The organism is Acinetobacter bereziniae LMG 1003 = CIP 70.12, from assembly GCF_000368925.1.
In the GTDB taxonomy this organism is placed as follows: Bacteria; Pseudomonadota; Gammaproteobacteria; order Pseudomonadales; family Moraxellaceae; genus Acinetobacter; species Acinetobacter bereziniae.
This window is the reverse complement of record NZ_KB849756.1, coordinates 2292007-2308438: the sequence shown is the minus strand read 5'-3', so window position 1 is coordinate 2308438 and position 16432 is coordinate 2292007. Positions and strand designations below refer to the sequence as shown.

At 38.0% G+C, this 16432-nt stretch carries 12 protein-coding genes; 6 read left to right on the top strand and 6 right to left on the bottom strand.

All coding sequences use genetic code 11. The features are described from left to right. The first annotated feature begins 24 nt into the window (after window positions 1–24). The gene (gene recF / locus F938_RS20585) at window positions 25–1107 is read left to right on the top strand and encodes a DNA replication/repair protein RecF (RefSeq protein WP_004823978.1); all 1083 of its coding nucleotides are present in this window, start codon (window positions 25–27) and stop codon (window positions 1105–1107) included. Between the two features lie 52 nt (window positions 1108–1159). Next, window positions 1160–3628, top strand: a complete 2469-nt coding sequence (gene gyrB, locus F938_RS20580) for a DNA topoisomerase (ATP-hydrolyzing) subunit B (RefSeq protein ID WP_005034820.1) — start codon at window positions 1160–1162, stop codon at window positions 3626–3628. 162 nt (window positions 3629–3790) lie between these two features. Here the strand turns inward: gyrB and F938_RS20575 are convergent, their stop codons facing one another. Both F938_RS20575 and F938_RS20570 read right to left on the bottom strand, forming a co-directional pair. Then, complete coding sequence (locus tag F938_RS20575) at window positions 3791–4798, bottom strand: putative solute-binding protein (protein ID WP_004823975.1); 1008 nt, start codon at window positions 4796–4798, stop codon at window positions 3791–3793. A 958-nt stretch (window positions 4799–5756) separates the two neighbouring features. After that, window positions 5757–7691: an ATP-binding cassette domain-containing protein gene (locus F938_RS20570; protein ID WP_010591400.1), complete on the bottom strand. Its 1935-nt coding sequence runs from the start codon at window positions 7689–7691 to the stop codon at window positions 5757–5759. Between the two features lie 424 nt (window positions 7692–8115). On the opposite strand from F938_RS20570, the gene F938_RS20565 reads away from it, so the two are divergent. Further along, entirely contained in the window at window positions 8116–9120 is a 1005-nt protein-coding gene (locus tag F938_RS20565; RefSeq protein WP_010591401.1) for a putative solute-binding protein, read from the top strand. Between the two features lie 64 nt (window positions 9121–9184). Here the strand turns inward: F938_RS20565 and tyrS are convergent, their stop codons facing one another. Beyond that, window positions 9185–10399, bottom strand: a complete 1215-nt coding sequence (gene tyrS / locus F938_RS20560) for a tyrosine--tRNA ligase (RefSeq protein ID WP_005034814.1) — start codon at window positions 10397–10399, stop codon at window positions 9185–9187. A gap of 82 nt (window positions 10400–10481) precedes the next feature. Between tyrS and F938_RS20555 the strand changes: the two genes are divergently transcribed. Together F938_RS20555 and F938_RS20550 are read left to right on the top strand one after the other, a co-directional pair. After that, entirely contained in the window at window positions 10482–11609 is a 1128-nt protein-coding gene (locus F938_RS20555) for an anhydro-N-acetylmuramic acid kinase (protein WP_010591402.1), read from the top strand. Between the two features lie 248 nt (window positions 11610–11857). After that, entirely contained in the window at window positions 11858–12700 is an 843-nt protein-coding gene (locus tag F938_RS20550) for an alpha/beta fold hydrolase (RefSeq protein ID WP_005034810.1), read from the top strand. A gap of 70 nt (window positions 12701–12770) precedes the next feature. Here the strand turns inward: F938_RS20550 and erpA are convergent, their stop codons facing one another. The 3 genes from erpA to F938_RS20535 all read right to left on the bottom strand — a co-directional run bounded on the left by erpA (window position 12771) and on the right by F938_RS20535 (window position 15029). Further along, complete coding sequence (gene erpA / locus F938_RS20545) at window positions 12771–13106, bottom strand: iron-sulfur cluster insertion protein ErpA (RefSeq protein WP_004823963.1); 336 nt, start codon at window positions 13104–13106, stop codon at window positions 12771–12773. Between the two features lie 129 nt (window positions 13107–13235). Beyond that, window positions 13236–14240, bottom strand: a complete 1005-nt coding sequence (locus F938_RS20540) for a putative solute-binding protein (RefSeq protein WP_004823961.1) — start codon at window positions 14238–14240, stop codon at window positions 13236–13238. 333 nt (window positions 14241–14573) lie between these two features. Then, the gene (locus F938_RS20535) at window positions 14574–15029 is read right to left on the bottom strand and encodes a hypothetical protein (protein ID WP_005034807.1); all 456 of its coding nucleotides are present in this window, start codon (window positions 15027–15029) and stop codon (window positions 14574–14576) included. A gap of 202 nt (window positions 15030–15231) precedes the next feature. On the opposite strand from F938_RS20535, the gene F938_RS20530 reads away from it, so the two are divergent. Continuing rightward, on the top strand, window positions 15232–16299 hold the full coding sequence (locus tag F938_RS20530) for an alpha/beta hydrolase (protein WP_005034805.1): 1068 nt from the start codon (window positions 15232–15234) through the stop codon (window positions 16297–16299). The last annotated feature ends 133 nt before the right edge of the window (window positions 16300–16432 follow it).

Sequence of the window (16432 nt, the reverse complement as noted above, 5' to 3'; positions counted from 1 at the left end):
GATTTATTTTTTAAATCATTTGTTATGCATATTACGCGTTTAAATATACAACGTGTTCGAAATCTTAAGACGGTTGCTCTCCAAGAGTTGCAACCGTTTAATGTTTTTTATGGACAAAATGGATCTGGAAAAACCTCGATTTTAGAAGCCATTCATCTATTGGCAACTGGACGTTCCTTTCGAACTCATATTCCTAAAAATTACATTCAAAACAATCAAGCTGATGCGATTGTCTTTGCGCAATCTATGACTGAAAAAATCGGTATGCAGAAACTACAGAGTGGTGAGCAACTGATTAAAGTCAATGGCGATACTGTGGCAACACAAGGGCAACTTGCCAAAATTCTACCTTTGCAACTGATTGATCCTTTAAGTACCGATATCATTGACCATGGCGCAAAGCCACGGCGACAATTGCTTGATTGGTTGATGTTTCACGTGGAACCAGATTTTTATCATGCATGGCAATATTATTCGCGAGCTTTGAAACAACGCAATACGTTGCTGAAATCGCAACGCAATCTGTCTTTGCAAGATTTGGAACCGTGGAACAAAATGCTCAGTGATTATGGTGAAATGTTGCATTCTCAGCGCGTCGAAATAGTTGATCGTTGGAAACAATATTTACAAGAAGATTTGGCGCAATTACTTCCAGATTTAAGCATTGATATGGAGTATAACGCAGGGTTCCATGTGGAACATGGCTTAGCCAATGACCTCATTCAATATCATCAAAAAGATGTTGATCGTCGCTATACTGAATACGGTCCGCACCGTGCTGACATCCGACTAAAAACCTCAATGGGGGATGCTGATGTGGTACTGTCCAGAGGGCAAAAAAAGTTACTAATAATGGCGTTAAAACTCTCACAAATTGCCATGTTACATGCCTGTAATAAGGAAACTGTGGTATTATTAGATGATGTAACAGCAGAATTAGATTTAAGTGCACAACAACGTTTAATTGAGCGATTGAGCCAACTTGGTAGTCAAGTTTTTATTACCACACTAGACCATGAATCAGTAAAAAAACATTTGCATGATTTGTCTATTTCCTACCAGTTATTTCAGGTGGATCAAGGTCAGGTAAGTGTTGTTGCAACATGATTTTAGATTTTAACCAATTTTGGAAAGACCTATTTTTCACTAGGGAGAAACCATGAGTTCAGAAGATCAAATCGCTTCTCAGACAGAACAAACCAATGAAAAGGCTTATGATTCCTCTAGTATCAAAGTATTACGTGGTCTAGATGCAGTTCGTAAACGTCCAGGTATGTATATTGGTGATACTGATGATGGTTCAGGTTTACACCATATGGTTTTCGAAGTCGTCGATAATGCGATTGATGAAGCCTTAGCAGGTCACTGTGATGAAATTTTAGTGACGATTCATGAAGATGAATCTGTCAGTGTTGCAGATAATGGGCGTGGTATTCCTACTGATATTCATCCAGAGGAAGGTGTTTCTGCGGCAGAAGTAATTCTGACCATTCTACACGCTGGCGGTAAGTTTGATGATAACAGCTATAAAGTATCAGGTGGTTTGCATGGTGTAGGTGTTTCGGTCGTAAATGCACTATCGAGCAAACTTGAATTAACGATCCACCGTGCTGGGCATATTCACCAACAAGAATACAAACATGGTGATCCTGTATATCCCTTGAAAGTGATCGGTGATATTGAAACAACAGGAACCACTGTGCGTTTCTGGCCAAGTGCAGAAACCTTCAGTCAAACGATTTTTAATGTGGATATTTTGGCACGTCGTTTACGTGAGCTGTCATTCTTAAATGCTGGTGTACGTATTGTTCTTCGTGACGAACGTGTCGCTTTAGAGCATATCTTCGATTTTGAAGGTGGTTTATCTGAATTTGTAAAATACATCAATCAAGGTAAAACGCATCTGAATGAAATCTTCCATTTTACTACGCAAGCTGAAAATGGAATTGGTGTTGAAGTCGCATTACAGTGGAACGATACTTATCAGGAAAATGTGCGTTGTTTCACCAATAACATTCCACAAAAAGATGGTGGAACGCATTTGGCTGGTTTCCGTGCAGCATTAACACGTGGCTTAAACAGCTACATGGAAAATGAAAACTTACTCAAAAAAGAGAAAGTTGCCGTAACTGGTGATGATGCGCGTGAAGGCTTAACAGCAATCGTTTCAGTGAAAGTGCCTGACCCTAAGTTTTCATCACAAACCAAGGAAAAATTGGTATCAAGTGAAGTAAAACCTGCGGTAGAACAGGCAATGAACAAGGCTTTCTCTGAATACTTGTTGGAGAATCCTCAAGCAGCCAAATCGATTGCAGGAAAAATTATTGATGCTGCACGTGCGCGTGATGCGGCGCGTAAAGCACGTGAAATGACGCGTCGTAAAAGTGCGCTTGATATTGCGGGTTTACCAGGTAAATTGGCAGATTGCCAAGAAAAAGATCCAGCACTTTCTGAATTATACTTGGTCGAGGGTGACTCTGCGGGCGGTTCTGCAAAGCAGGGACGTAATCGTAAGATGCAAGCCATTCTTCCATTAAAGGGTAAAATTCTCAATGTCGAGCGTGCTCGATTCGACAAGATGATTTCATCTCAAGAAGTGGGAACGCTGATTACTGCACTAGGATGTGGTATTGGGCGTGAAGAATATAATCCAGACAAATTACGCTATCATAAAATCATTATCATGACCGATGCGGACGTGGATGGTTCACATATTCGTACCTTGCTGCTGACTTTCTTCTTCCGTCAAATGCCTGAGCTTGTAGAACGTGGTTATATCTACATTGCGCAGCCTCCATTGTATAAGTTGAAGAAAGGTAAACAAGAGCAATACATCAAAGATGATGAAGCGCTTGAAACTTATCTGATTTCCAATGCAATTGATGAGTTAGAGTTGCACGTAAGTGCAGATGCACCTGCTATTCGTGGTGTGGCACTGGAAAAAGTGATCTCAGATTATCAAACTTCACAAAAAAGCTTGAATCGTTTAACGCTACGTTATCCAGCAACTTTGCTGGATGGTTTGTTAAGTTTAGATGCTTATAAACTTGATCAAAATCATGATCAAAATTATGTACAGCAATGGGCGGAAAAGCTTCAATCTGCTATTGGTACAGCTCAACCAAGCCTTCGTCCTGAGTTGAGTTTAGAGGCATTCGATAAAGACAATGCTGACGGAACTAAAACGACAGTTTATTTCCCACGTATTACCGTATATGTACATAACTTACCGCATAGCTATTTATTAGATGCAGGTTTATTGGCATCGAGTGAATATAAACGTTTATTGCAAAATTCTAAGAGCTGGTTCAGTTTGTTGGAAGATGGCGCTTATTTGCAAAAAGGTGAGCGTAAAATCAACGTTTCAACCTTCCACCAAGTGTGGCAACACATCTTAAGTGACTCTCGTCGCGGCATGATGATCCAACGCTATAAAGGTTTGGGTGAAATGAATGCGGAGCAGCTTTGGGAAACCACAATGGATCCTGAAAACCGTAATATGCTTCAAGTGACGATTGATGATGCAATTGAAGCAGATCGTATGTTTGCGTGTTTGATGGGTGATGACGTAGAACCACGTCGTGCTTTCATTGAAGAAAATGCACTCAATGCTGATATTGATGCTTAATTGAAGAAATGCAGTGCAAAAAAAAGGGAATAAACTTTGGTTTGTTCCCTTTTTTTGTGATTAATAATTTAAATATATGATTCTAAATTTAAAAAGAGAGCAATAAAAAACCAGTTTATGAAAACTGGTTTTTTATTGCAAATATTGAAATACTCAATTGTATTATTCACCGCCAAGGGTACATTCAAAGTTGGCTTTATCTACTGAACAGCGTGCTTTTTTCAGTACTGACATCATACCTGCATCATAAATACCTTGTTTAGTCAGTTCTAAACGACCGTCACGCATTAACTTTTGATATTTAAGTTTATCTTCAGCCGTTAAATTCATCTTGTATTTTGCTGGAATGGTTGCTTCTAAACGGTTGATCATTGCAAAGCTTTTTGGCAAGTTTTTCACAAAATAATCACGAGATTTTTGACCAAAGCCAGCTGGGAATTTCTCTGGGCGAATGACAAAGTCAGCAGTTACTTGTAGAACTGGGAAGTTAAACATCGCCCCGTTTGCACCTAAACCTTTTTGAATTTCAAGTGGTTTATAAGCATATGCAGGCGCACCAACCATATCAACTTGACCATTGTTGAATTTAGCAACAAAGTTAGTGATATCTGATGGCACTGCTTGTGCACCTACGCGCTGCACCAAGATTTTTTGTGCATTATCATAGCTCAATACCGCAAACTTTTTACCAGCAGCTTTTTCGATTGAGTTGATGTTTTTATCACGTACGAAAATAAATGCTGAACCTAATGGTGCGATCCCTGCAACTTCATATTTTTTACCACCTAGGGTTGTGGTCATTTTTGCTGCATTACGTGCATCTAAAGCAAAAGTAATGGCTTTTTGTGCAATCGCATTACTTGGTACACCACCAATTGAATCGATTGAACCTACAAATTTATTATATTGACGTGCGCGCATTGCGGTCATAAACACGCCATCACATTTACCCGCTTTAAAATCGTTATCAGCAACAGCTTCATCTTGTTTAGGGATAAGATTAATATCTGCACCCCAACTTTTTGCTGTCAATGCCCATTCTTGAGCCATCTGGAACGATTCACCAGATTTACCCAATAAGTCGAATACACAAACATCAATAGCAGCTTGAGATGCTGAGCTCACTCCAAGTAAAGAAGTAGCGGCAATAGCGAATGCAATTTTTTTCATATTTTCGTCCTGATCTATTTGTTCATCTTGAGGAACTTTCCTTAAGCGCAATATTAATCAGCTTTGTTTGAAAAAAATAGAGTATTTACTCCATTTATTTTTATTTTTTTGATAATTATTGTGAACTAGTTGGTTCATTTTATTACATATCATTCATTTTCATAACTAAATCAAATTTTTAAGTAAGTGGTACTGCTTTTATTACAAATTGTTTGTATGTAACAAGATTGTGTAATTTTCACTATTTTTTACTCAATTTAACTTTTTTAAAAAATCAGATACACATTAAAAAAGCGACGAATGGACAAATTTTATACTTGAATTGTGATTGATTCTTGATCAAAATGTTGTTGATAAGTCTGTGGGTAATTTTGGATTTCGAACGAATTTTGACTACAGAAAGTAAAAACTTTAATGCTCAAATACCATAAAAATCTTAAAAAATGGACTGTGAAAATTTTTCAACAAACAGTGATTAAATCTTAGTTATCCACAATTGTTTGATCAGAAACGCTTAAATTTGAACAAGATTATCAGGAAAACACTCTATTTCTAAATTTTGTAGTAATTCTAATATGTTCCACGCTTATTTTTTAAATTATAAATAAAAGTTATGTATCTTTTTGAGAGATTTTAGAGGCTTTGACTTAAAAAATTATTCAAAAATGGACTGCGTATTTTCCATATTAAAAATTGATCAGATCTGATCAGAAGCATCAGTTATGTTGAATGTGCATCAAGAACACATTAAAAATGGCTTTGATCGTTGAAAATCAAAAAAAGAATTGTCGTGGGAATAAAAAGGAATGAGATTGGGCGATGTTGCAGTGAACCATGAAGGATTTCATAAAAGGTTTATTGCATGATTAAAATTTTTATTTTAAGTTATTGATTTATTTGTGTTTTTATAAATAAAACTAGAGGTGGATGCCTCCACCTCTAGCTGATTCAAAAAGCATTATTCGAAAGAACTTTCTAATGTTTCAAGCTCCATCATTAACTCTAGCATTTGCTCTTCAGCTTGTTCTAGCTTTGTTTTGAGTTCAGTTTGTTCATTCATTAATTTGAGCAAATCATCTTTACGATTTGCTTCATAAAGTGCTGAATCTGCTAAAGATTCCTCAATTTCAACAAGTCTAGGCTGAATTTTGCCAATTTGGCTTTCAATTTTCTCTATATTCTTGCGAATCGGGCGGCTCAGTTCACGTTGGCGTGCGGCTTCTTTCCGTTGAGCTTCCTTGTCGACTTTAGAGATGCTGGTTTTTTCAACGACTTGAGACTGAATAGGGGCACTTGGTTTTTGACCATTTTTCATCATATCAATACGTGCTTGGCGTAACCATGCTGCATAATCTTGTAAATCACCGTCAAATTCTTTGCTTTGACCTGCATGAACCAAGATCAGTTCATCACATACTGACGCAATTAATTGACGTTCGTGTGAAACCAGAACCACAGCACCTTCAAAATCTTGTAGCGCCATAGTTAAAGCATGACGCATATCTAAATCTAAATGGTTGGTTGGTTCATCAAGGATGAGCACATTGGGACGTAACCAAACAATGAGTGCTAACGCCAGACGGGCACGTTCACCACCTGAGAAACTTTCACTAGGAGTGTCCATACGTTCGCCACTGAATCCAAAGCTGCCTAAAAATGAACGTAAGGTGGCTTCACTAATTTTCGGGTCTGCGATTCGTGCAAGTTGCAGCATTGGACTTGCATTGCCATCTAAAGCATCCATTTGATGCTGTGCAAAATATCCAATATTTAATAATTCAGAATCTTTGCGGACGCCTTGTATTAGCGCTAAATCACCTACCAGAGATTTAATCAGCGTCGATTTACCCGCACCGTTCATACCTAATAAACCGATACGGCTGGTAGGCGTGATCTGTAAATTAACATTGGTCACAATTAGTTTATCACCATAACCAATATCTGCATGTTCCAATGTAAGTAGCGGAGAACTCATTTTGCTGGGTTCTCGGAAACTAAACGTAAATGGATTATCGACATGCGCAGGTGCGAGTTCCTGCATTCGTTCCAGTTGTTTAATACGGCTTTGAGCTTGTCGTGCTTTGGTGGCTTTGGCTTTAAAACGATCAATAAATTTTTGTAGATGTGCTTTGGCTTCTTGTTGCTTTTCGAAAGCTTGCTGCTGTTGTGCTAAGCGTTCCGCACGCGTAGTTTCAAAAGTAGAGTAATTGCCTGTATATAAGGTCAAGATCTGATTTTCAATATGTAAAATATGATCCGTAATAGCATCTAAGAAATCTCGGTCATGTGAAATTAAAATCAGTGTGCCTTCATATGCTTTTAACCAATCTTCTAACCAAAGAATTGCATCTAAATCTAAATGGTTGGTTGGTTCATCGAGTAAAAGTAAATCTGAACGACTCATCAATGTACGCGCTAAATTTAAGCGCATACGCCATCCACCTGAAAAGCTCGACACTAAAAGTTCAGATTGATGCTCAAAAAAGCCTAATCCAGCCATCAATTGTGATGCTTTAGAAGATGCTGTATAACCGTGAATTTCTTCAAAACGGCTATATAGGTGTGCGAGCTCATCATTACTTAGGTTTTCTGGATGATTTAATTGATCTTGAATTTGCCAATATTCTTCATCGCCAGACAACACAAAATCGATGGCTTTCATATCGAGCGCTTTGATCTCTTGAGCCATATGGGCAACAGTCCAAATATTTGGGCGAGTCAGACTACCACTATCAGATTCAATACCACCGAGTAATGCTGAGAAGAGGGTGGATTTACCTGCACCATTGACACCCGTTAAACCAATTTTCCAACCAGAATGAAGTTGCATTGACGCTTTTTGAAATAAAATGCGTCCACCGCGACGAATTGAAAGTTGATCTAACTGAATCATAAGAAGCTGACTGTTGCCTATTGGATGCGATATATTAAAGGATAAATCCCAGAGTTCAAAAAATGTATTGAATAAAACCGAAAACAAATTGGTTTTAGGGTGACAAATCACAAAAAGAGAAGTGAATCTGACAGCATACTTCTTCATGTTGCTTGGATTACAACAGCGAAATGTTAATTTTTTAGTATATTTTAACAATATTAAAATTTTATTTATTTGATATTAATAATTGAATTTTAATTCGTTTTATTTTGAAGCTAATGCAAGTGCTAACTTTCCGATCAAAAAATGATAAAAATGCTTAAATTTTGTGTAGTATGTATCACATTATTATTTATTAAATGTGTATTAAAGCAATTTATTGTGGACTGAATTGTTTACATAAATTTCAATTTATCTGTAAATAAATATGGAAGTTTAGATGATGAATAAGGCTAGATATTTACTTCTTATTGTTTCTATTTTTCTGTCACCTTGGGCACAAGCCAAGCAAAATGTTTGTGTCTTTGATTTGTTGGGAAAGGCAGGTGAGTCTTATAAATTGATGGAAGAATGGGCTTTGGCAGCAAAAGCATGGGGTGCAGACGTCAATTTAACGGTATATCAGTCAGAAGAAATGGTGGATAAAAACTTTAAGACCAATAAGTGTGATGCTGCTGCCATGACCACTATGCGCTCACGTGAGTACAATAAATTTGGGGGTTCAATTGATGCTTTAGGTGGAATTCCCAACAATGAAATTGCCAAAAAAGCGATTAATTATGCTTTGGATAAACGCAATGCCAAGCGATTGGTATCTGAAAAAAATGGCATTAAATATGAATTGGTCGCGATCACACCTATTGGGATCGCCTATATTTTTGTTCGTGATCGTTCAATCAATACCCTAGAAAAGGGTAAAGGGAAAAAATTTGCTTATCTGCATTACGATATTGCACAAAAGATTGCTGTTGAACGGGTTGGGGCGATTGGTGTGCCTTCTGATATTTTTAATTTTGTTAAAAGATTTAATGATGGTGAAGTAGATGCCATTGCTTCACCAGCTTATGCTTTCAAGCCGTTAGAAATTTATAAGGGTATAGGGGCGAATGGGGCAATGTTTACTTATCCCGTAGTCAATGTGACGGCTGACTTAATTATTAAGTCCGATCAATTTCCTGATGGTTTCGGCATGAAGTCTCGAGAATGGTCAGTTAAACAATTGAACAGTTCTTTTAAAAAAATAGAAAAAATGGAAGCTGAAATTCCTGCAAAATATAAATTAAATGTGACCAAAGACGATGCACTTCGTTATCAGAAATTGTTACGTGATGGACGCATAGAGCTGACCAAAAGAGGGATTTACGATCCTGTAATGATGTCCGTATTAAAAAGGGCACGTTGTACTGTGGATCGTACCAATTTTGAGTGTTCGCTAGCAGGAGAATAAAAGTTGCTGGAGACAAAAAAAAGCCATCAATATTGATGGCTTTTCAAAGCAATTTTAACTGTAATTAGTCAATGAAAGTCACTTTGGCAATGGCTTTCTTACTGGCTTGAATCACTAGAGTTACATTTTCTTTCACTGTAAAACTAGCATCGACAACTTGCCAATCTACTTTAACTGCTCCACGTGAAACAGCATCTTTAGATTGAGCTGAATTTTTAGTTAAACCCGCCGCGCGTAAAATGGAAACAATCGAAATTTCTCCACCGTACTCGCCACGTGAAATGGTTACCTCTGGTGTACCTTCAGGTAATTCACCTTCAGTAATTAAGTTACCTGCACCTTTGTGGGCATGTTCAGCAGCTTCTGCACCATGGAATCGTTCAACCAATTCAAGTGCAAGAATTTTCTTGATTTCTTGAGGATTGCGCCCATCTGCCATTTCTTTGAGAAGAACTTCAATCTCATCCATAGACTTAAAGCTAAGTAACTCAAAATAGCGTTCAATCAAGCTATCAGGCATAGACAGCACTTTTTGGTACATTGCACCCGGCGCATCAAAGACACCAATATAGTTGCCCAAGGATTTAGACATCTTGTTGACGCCATCTAAACCTTCAAGAATAGGCACAGTGATACACACTTGAGCCTCTTGATCATAACGCCCTTGTAAGGTACGACCCATAAGGAGGTTAAATGTTTGGTCTGTTCCACCCAGCTCTACATCAGCTTCAAGTGCGATCGAATCATACCCTTGTACCAGTGGGTACAAGAATTCATGAATGGCGATCGGCTGGTGACTGTTATAGCGTTTTGTAAAGTCATCACGCTCTAACATACGTGCAACGGTCTGCTGAGAAGCCAATTGAATCAAATCAGCAGCAGTTTTTGTTGCAAACCATTCAGAGTTAAAACGAACTTTGGTTTTATTTGGATCAAGAATTTTAAACACTTGTTCTTGGTAAGTTTTTGCATTCTCTAAAACTTGCTCACGTGAAAGTGGTGGGCGAGTTGCACTTTTACCTGTTGGATCACCAATCATCGCAGTATAGTCACCAATCAAGAACGTGACATCATGTCCAAGATCTTGAAAAGCTTTTAACTTATTAATTAAAACTGTATGACCCAAATGTAAATCTGGTGCAGTTGGATCAAATCCTGCTTTAATTTTTAAAGGACGATTTTCTTTCAGTTTCTTCAGAAGATCTTCTTCAGAAATAATTTCATAAGTGCCTCGGCGAATGAGGGCAAGTTGTTCTTCAGCCGGCAGGAAATTTGACATTACAAAAACCCAAATACTTCAGTTAGACTATTTGTGCGATATACTAACATTTTTTCAGCATAATGCAGGCGAAGAATATCTCATGACAACAATCTATATTGGCGTAATGACTGGAACCAGCATGGACGGCGTCGATTTTGTTGCAGCTTCATTTGATCCTTTACATGTTCATGCCACACTTACCGTCGCTTTTGATCCTGATTTAAGGGATGAATTGATGGCTTTGACTTTACCCGATGATAATGAAATTGATCGAATGGGTAAGGCAGATGTGGCGCTTGCAACCATGATTGGAAATGGTATTAATCAACTAATACAAGAAAATAACTTAGATAGAAGCCAGATCAAAGCTATTGGCTCACATGGGCAGACAATTCGACATCGTCCAGAACATGGCTTTACCTTACAAATTGGCGATCCGAATATCATCACTGAGATTACCCAGATTCCTGTAATTTCAGATTTTAGACGTCGTGACATGGCAGCAGGTGGGCAAGGTGCACCATTGGTTCCTGCATTTCATCAGGCATTGTTCCAACATGCAACGATTCATCGTGTGATTCTCAACTTAGGTGGAATCGCCAATGTCAGTATGTTGCCTGCGGGGAATGAACAAGGTGTTTATGGGTTCGATACAGGACCTGCCAATATTCTCATGGATGCATGGTGTCATCGTTATACTGGGCAGCCTTATGATGAAAATGGCAATTGGGCAGCTTATGGTCAACCGATTCGTTCCTTGTTAGATCGTTTGCAGTCACATGAATATTTTTCCAAAGAACCCCCTAAAAGTACAGGTCGTGAAGACTTCAATTTAGAGTGGTTGGATGAGCAAATTTCCGATTGGCGTAATGATTTAGAATATGATGAATTAGAAGATACGCCTGAAAATGTCCAAGCGACATTAATGAAACTGACCACGCGTGCAATCAAAAAAGCCATCTATCGTTCACCTTTAGATACTGGTGAAGTCTATGTTTGTGGTGGTGGTGCATATAATTCCCATTTGTTAGAACAACTTCGTTGGCGTCTGCGTAAACATAATTGGTCTGTGCAATCGACTTCTGCCTTGGGCTTAGCACCAACATGGGTCGAAGCAACGGCTTTTGCGTGGTTAGCAATGCGTTTTGATCAGCAGTTGAGTGGAAATTTACCTGCAGTGACGGGTGCAAAAGGTTATCGTGTTTTGGGAACGATTACTGCTGTTTAAGGTTGATCATCAGTAAGGTGTGCGTTTCATCTTACTGATATGAGATTTAGATGAAAAATATAGGTCTATGACAATGTTTTCAAAAACTAGCCGATAAATTTAAGCATCATTTATCTGTAGTAAAACCCTAATAACAGAATTTTTGTCGAACAATCATCGACCTGTTTAGCGTGAAGAATGTCCTGTACTGCTGTTAAAAAATCGTGAGTAAACTTTCAAGATCAGTAAAAATAAAATTTGAGATGCCCATGAGCTTAGCAATAGAAAAACAACGTATTGAGTCTTTTCAAAGAGAAGGTTTAACCTTTGACGTGATTGATTCAGGTCCTTTAGATGGACAGATTTTTGTGTTATTACATGGTTTTCCTGAAACCAATAAAAGTTGGACAGAAACCGCTGAAATCTTAAATGAACAAGGCTATCGAACTTTTGCTATTAATCAGCGTGGATATAGTCTTGGGGCGCAACCAGAAAATCGTCGGGACTATCGAAGTGCAGAGTTGGTAGCAGATGTAAATGCTTTATTAGAAATGATCCAGCAACCTATATATTTGGTCGGACATGACTGGGGGGCTGTCGTGGCTTGGGAGGTTGCCCAGCATTATCCTGAAAAAATTAAACATCTCATTACGGTTTCAGTTCCACATAAAGCCGCATTTATGCGAGCAATGCTGAGCAGTAATCAACTATTAAAATCATATTATATTGGATTATTTCAACTGCCTAAGATTCCCGAGCTGTTGTTTGAAAAAGTCCCAAAATTAGGCTTAGGTCTATTAAAAGATTCAGGAATGACTACGAAACAACTTGAAGATTTTCAACAGGACATGGTGGCTGAACAACGTTTAAGCTATGCATTAAATTGGTATCGAGGACTTCCATTTAGTTCAAACCGCCATCTTACTCAACCGATTCGCGTTCCAACTTTGTTTATTTGGGGCAAACATGATTCAGCAGTAAGTGCAAAAAGTGTCGAATTGAATCATCGTTATATTGCTGCACCTTATAGAGAAATTATTATGGATGCAACACATTGGATTCCTGTTCAAAATGCCAAAGCATTGAGTCAGTATATTTTAGAAACGATTTAATATTGATGTTCTAACCATAAAAATGCCCTCACAAGAAGAGGGCATGATTTGATTCAAAATATGCTTTGAATTAAATGGAGAATGATGAACCACAGCCACATGTGGTTGTTGCATTTGGATTTTCAACAATAAAGCGAGAGCCTTCTAGACCTTCAACATAATCTACTTTTGAGCCAACAAGATATTGGTAACTCAACGAGTCAACTAACATTTTTACATCGCCGTTGATAAATTCTGCGTCATCTTCGTTCATGCTTTCAGCAAAATTAAATCCATAAGAAAAACCAGAACAGCCGCCACCCGTTACATAGACACGTAACATCAAATCTTGATTACCTTCGCTATCACGAAGTTGGCGAACTTTATTTGCAGCATTGTCGGTCAGCTCAAGTGCTTGGGCGGTCATGATATTGTTCCTCATATTTCGAATGGCTTAAACAAAAAGACCATATATTCAGTATAACATACTCAATATATGGTCAGTGAGTGAACTTTAAAGTAAATTCAGACTAAATTTATCGGATTTAATCTGGAATTATTTATAGTTCTCATCTTGTAGTGCACACTCAAAGTTTTTAGGGTCATTTTTACAACGGAATTGCCAAAGAATTTTCATCATTTGCTTATTGTAAACACCTTGTTTGGTTAAGCTGATACGCGACTCACGCATTAACTTTTGATACCCTGGTTTATCACCTTCAGGCACCTGCATCCAGTATTTAGCAGGAATATCTGCCTTCATCTTACCAATAATACTGTTGGCGCGAGGAAGCTGAGTTTTAATCCAATCACGAGACTTTTGACCATAACCAGCTGGGAATTTATCAGGGCGAATAATAATATTTCCAGTCACTTGTAAAAGTGGATAATTAACAATCGCACCTTTACTGCCTAGACCTTTATGTAACTCTAGTGGTTTAAATACAGCAGCAGGTGCACCAATAATATCAACCTGCCCATTGTTAAACTTACTCCCAAAATTGGTTACATCGGCGCTTACAGCTTGAGCACCAATTTGTTGAACCATAATCTTTTGGGCTTGGTCATAGTCAAGAACTGCAATTTTTTTCCCTGCTGCTTTGGCAACGGTATTGATGTTACGGTCATTGACCATGAGGAAAGCATCACCAACAGGAATTACCCCGACCACTTCATACTTTCCATTGGTCATGTATTTGGCAAAATTTGGACTAGCAAGTCCTTGCATGATTTTTACCGCAAGATTAAGGTCAGGAATCGCACCTATGGCATCTAAAGAGCCTGTAAAACTATTAAATTGACGACCACGCATTCCCGTAATACTGACAGCATCACATTTACCAGCTTTAAAATCTTCAGCAATGACGGCTTCATTAGAATTTACTTTTAATTCAAGATCTGCACCCCAGTTTTTCGCTGCAAGTTGATAATCTTTCATTAATGTAAAAACGTCGCCATTTTTACCAACCAAATCAAACACACACATGACTTGTTTTGCTTGAGTAGTAGAGACAGCAGCCAAAAGACCTGTAGCAACAATGAGGGCATGAGACCATTTCATTATTTTTTTCCTTTCCATGATCAATATTATTCATGTCCAACCAAACTGGACTTTTTATCAAGAATTTAATTCAGGATATGATTTATTACACAATCAAATATTCCACTCAATTCATTCATTTCCATGGTCATAATTTGAGTGAAAGTATCATTTGACATTAGCCAAATCATTGCCTGAAATGAATGAAATCACAATGACTTAAATGACAAAATTTCAAATCAGAATATAAACCTGATCATTTGGCAAATAGTCTTGTAAAACCTTGATTTTTGTTTTTCAAAGCTTCAGTGCATTTGCTAAATTGACAATAGCATCGAGGTGTAGTTTGAACCCTTAGTCTTTATTGTTGTCACGCCCTCGACGATCATCACGTTTTTTATCACGTTGATTTTGGTGGTCGTGCTGTTGCCATTGTTTTGGGTCAGCTCTATTGTCCCAGCGACGATCATGATTAGATTTGTTATTCCACTCTTGTCGACGTTGTTCCCAATGCTGTTTTCTCATTTGATCACGTTTTGCTTGTTCATATTGCCAACGTTGTCGATCATGCTGAGCTTGGCGCCGTTCTTGTTCAATCCGCATTTGCTGTATACGATAGGCACGCTCACGTTCCCAACGCTGACGGTCATTATTGCGGTCATATCTTGAATCATAGCGTGGAGTATAGCCATAATCACGATAAATCGGTTGTCCATAACCGCGTGTGTCATAACCTTCATCGGGAAATGCAACACAACCCACAGCAATAATAGATGTTATGAGCGAAACAAATAATGCTTTGATAGCCATAAGTTGTCTCCGTGTAACAATCAAAATAGCAAAAAAAAACTGAGATATAGCAAAATAGTCAATGACAAGTCATTTTAGTCAGATTAGCGTATTTAAAATTTATATTTGTATATCGATGACGAGACTTGTATAAGATTATAGTCAGTCAATTCCTGATCATGTAGAAAATATGAAGAATTTGGACATTTAAGGAAGAAACATAATGGTTGCTTTTCAACGTAATATTCATGAGTTAGTCGAAAAGGGGCAAGGTTCAGCGGGGCGTGCTGTAGATCGTTTACCGACATTTGCGCAAGAGTCTTTAAGCAAGTTATTGGGATATCCTTACCAATTCCCTCAATTGGACAGCTTTACCAAATGTTTGATGGCTGCTCAACTCAAGCAAGGTAAAGTAGGCTTTATTGGTGCAAATGTAGAACGCTCTAGAAAGCAGTTTGAATCACAAATGCAATCTATTATCAATAAACCTACCCATGTTCAGTTTGTAGAAGATATTCGTTTACCATTACAAAGTGGTAGTGTTTATGCGCGCCATTATCATCCCGCACCAAATAAAAAATTACCAATGCTTGTTTTTTACCATGGCGGTGGTTTTGTCGTGGGGAGTGTTGATACCCATGATGAAGTGTGTCGATTAATTGCAGCACATGCAAAAGTTCAAGTTTTAAGTATTGAATATCCACTCGCTCCAGAAGTTGGACCTCGCGAATTGATCCAGTCATGTGAAGATGCTCTGGCTTGGGTATATCAAAATCGCCGTCAATTTAAAATCCTGAAAAGTCGGATTGCGGTTGGTGGAGATAGTGCAGGTGGCAATATTAGTGCAGTCGTGGCACAACGAACAGTAAATTCAGTATATGCACCACAAGCTCAATTTTTAATTTATCCTGCAGTTGATTTTAAGAGTCGACATCCTTCCTTCTTTGCTTATAAAGATGGCTTGGTTTTAACAGGTTCTGATATTGATTATGTGACAGATTATTACGTTACACGTTTTAATGTTGCCTTGGATGATCCAATCATTTCACCAACCAATGGTCCTCTCAAGAAACTTGCACCAGCCTTTGTGGTCACAGCAGGGCATGATGTATTGCATGATGAAGGTAAAATTTACGCCTACAAACTCAGACAAAATGGTGTCAAAGTTCATTACCATGATTATGAAGATCAAACTCACGGTTTTATCAACCTAACGCCAGTATCACGAAAAGCAAAAAAATACGTCATTGAAATGAGTAAAGAGTTTCGTAAATTTTGGGATAAACAATAAAGCCGATCGCATATTGAGTATCAATAACTATTGTTTCACGTGAAACAATAGTTATTGATTAAAAAACAATCAAACCAAGTAAAAAGCAAAATACATAAGATAACTAAGCTGACCATATATAAAGATACTGAGA

Bases quoted from the DNA above. Each gene is read 5' to 3' on its own strand.
- F938_RS20575 (WP_004823975.1), bottom strand. From the start codon at position 4,798: ATGAAAAAAATTGCATTCGCTATTGCCGCTACTTCTTTACTTGGAGTG.
- tyrS (WP_005034814.1), bottom strand. From the start codon at position 10,399: ATGTCAAATTTCCTGCCGGCTGAAGAACAACTTGCCCTCATTCGCCGA.
- F938_RS20535 (WP_005034807.1), bottom strand. From the start codon at position 15,029: ATGGCTATCAAAGCATTATTTGTTTCGCTCATAACATCTATTATTGCT.
- F938_RS20565 (WP_010591401.1), top strand. From the start codon at position 8,116: ATGAATAAGGCTAGATATTTACTTCTTATTGTTTCTATTTTTCTGTCA.
- F938_RS20570 (WP_010591400.1), bottom strand. From the start codon at position 7,691: ATGATTCAGTTAGATCAACTTTCAATTCGTCGCGGTGGACGCATTTTA.
- F938_RS20530 (WP_005034805.1), top strand. From the start codon at position 15,232: ATGGTTGCTTTTCAACGTAATATTCATGAGTTAGTCGAAAAGGGGCAA.
- F938_RS20555 (WP_010591402.1), top strand. From the start codon at position 10,482: ATGACAACAATCTATATTGGCGTAATGACTGGAACCAGCATGGACGGC.
- erpA (WP_004823963.1), bottom strand. From the start codon at position 13,106: ATGACCGCCCAAGCACTTGAGCTGACCGACAATGCTGCAAATAAAGTT.
- gyrB (WP_005034820.1), top strand. From the start codon at position 1,160: ATGAGTTCAGAAGATCAAATCGCTTCTCAGACAGAACAAACCAATGAA.
- F938_RS20550 (WP_005034810.1), top strand. From the start codon at position 11,858: ATGAGCTTAGCAATAGAAAAACAACGTATTGAGTCTTTTCAAAGAGAA.
- recF (WP_004823978.1), top strand. From the start codon at position 25: ATGCATATTACGCGTTTAAATATACAACGTGTTCGAAATCTTAAGACG.
- F938_RS20540 (WP_004823961.1), bottom strand. From the start codon at position 14,240: ATGAAATGGTCTCATGCCCTCATTGTTGCTACAGGTCTTTTGGCTGCT.